This window comes from Erwinia psychrophila, from assembly GCF_039023475.1.
Classification (GTDB): Bacteria; Pseudomonadota; Gammaproteobacteria; order Enterobacterales; family Enterobacteriaceae; genus Erwinia.
Genome location: NZ_JBCHVB010000020.1, coordinates 1 through 1,528, shown reverse-complemented (window position 1 = coordinate 1,528; position 1,528 = coordinate 1). Strand labels below are relative to the sequence as shown.

Here is a 1,528-nt window from a genome sequence, read left to right as displayed (position 1 = left end):
CCGATTATTAGCACTCATTTTTTTTTCCCAGGCCCGATACTTAGCTGTATCCGCAAACCCAGGAAAACCTTTCATTGAGGCTTCTCCGCTTTCCCAATCAACCTTAACCGTCATTCCGGGCCGCCACTTCGCCGGCACACCATAGCAGCAGCCGCCGCCGCCGCCCTGCCAGGGTCCAATAGCATCAATGCCCGACTGACCGTCGACGCTGAAATGGTTGATTGCCCATTTGGTATGGTTGATGGCAACAATGGTTCCACCACCGCCGCTTCGGGTTTCGGCTTTCGCCGCCGGCTGACTACAGCCCGCCAGCAGCAGGGCTCCCAACACCACCAGATAATGTCGTATTTTCATTTTGCATTCCTTTTATGAATTAACAGGTTACGTCCGCCTTGCTTAGCCATGACTTTTCACGATGGCATGGCTAAGCATTACTGAAGGGGAATAAAGGCCAGATCGTGATTAAGATTATTGCCGGTGCCGTCGACAAACAGGCTGATATGCAAAGTTTTACAGCAGGGGGGCTCCACGCACCGCCCGGCGGCCAGGCACTGCTCCTACCGGTAGACCAGCTCGTGGCTGTCCTGCTGCGCGCAGTTTGTGCCAACCAGCGCAGCCTGGGTGGGTAAACGCCCCCGGGCCGGAAATGCCGGCGGGAACCACGCCAGATCGGTGATTATTTCGGACATACTTTTGGCTCCGGCATCTGCAGCGGCTCATTGATTGGGTAGCCCGGCCGGCCGGGGCTCACACAACTGGTGGTCACTTTCACCTCATCACAGGGCATAAAGTGCACCGTGATCCCGCAGGTTTTTTGCCCCGTATAGTCCGGTACCGGCACAACCACGCTGTGCTGCTTATTCTGGGCCTTTATTTTGTCTCGCCATTCTCTATATTTTTTGGAATCAGCAAACCCTGGAAACCCTTTTGTTGAGGCTTCGCCACTTTCCCAGTCCACCCTCACCGTCATACCCGGCCGCCACTTCGCTGGCACGCCATAGCAGCAGCCACCACCACCGCCCTGGTATGGCCCGATGATGTCAATACCGGACTGACCGTCGACGCTGAAATGGTTGATCGCCCATTTGGTGTGGTTGACTGCCTCTATGGTTCCGCCCCTCCCCCGGCTTTCCGCGTTCGCCGCTGGCTGGCTACAGCCCGCCAGCAGCAGAGCCCCCAACACCACCAGATAATGTCGTATTTTCATTTTGCATTCCTTTTATGAATTAACAGGTTACGTCCGTCTTGCTTAGCCATGACTTTTCGCGATGGCATGGCTAAGCATTACTGAAGGGGAATAAAAGCCAGATCGTGATTAAGATTATTGCCGGTGCCGTCGACAAACAGGCTGATATGCAAAGTTTTACAGCAGGGGGGCTCCACGCGCCGCCCGGCGGCCAGGCACAGTTCCTGCCGGTAGACCAGCTCGTGGTTGTCCTGCTGCGCGCAGTTTGTGCCAACCAGCGCAGCCTGAGTGGGTAAACGCCCCCGGGCCGGAAATGCCGGCGGGAACCACGCCAGATCGGTG

Annotated in this window: 2 protein-coding genes and 2 pseudogenes; all 4 read right to left on the bottom strand. The window is 56.4% G+C overall.

The window, feature by feature from the left end; genetic code table 11:
* Positions 1–354: DUF3304 domain-containing protein (locus tag AAH446_RS19635; protein ID WP_342908350.1), on the bottom strand; the 354-nt coding region annotated here is incomplete at its 3' end.
* A gap of 101 nt (positions 355–455) precedes the next feature.
* Positions 456–689: pseudogene (locus tag AAH446_RS19630) on the bottom strand (hypothetical protein); the annotation flags it as partial.
* Positions 677–1,207: a DUF3304 domain-containing protein gene (locus AAH446_RS19625; protein ID WP_342908349.1), complete on the bottom strand. Its 531-nt coding sequence runs from the start codon at positions 1,205–1,207 to the stop codon at positions 677–679. The gene AAH446_RS19625 and the pseudogene AAH446_RS19630, both read right to left, overlap by 13 nt.
* Before the next feature lie 98 nt (positions 1,208–1,305).
* Positions 1,306–1,528 (bottom strand): annotated as a pseudogene (locus AAH446_RS19620) (hypothetical protein); the annotation flags it as partial.

Bases quoted from the DNA above. Each gene is read 5' to 3' on its own strand.
- AAH446_RS19625 (WP_342908349.1), bottom strand. From the start codon at position 1,207: ATGAAAATACGACATTATCTGGTGGTGTTGGGGGCTCTGCTGCTGGCG.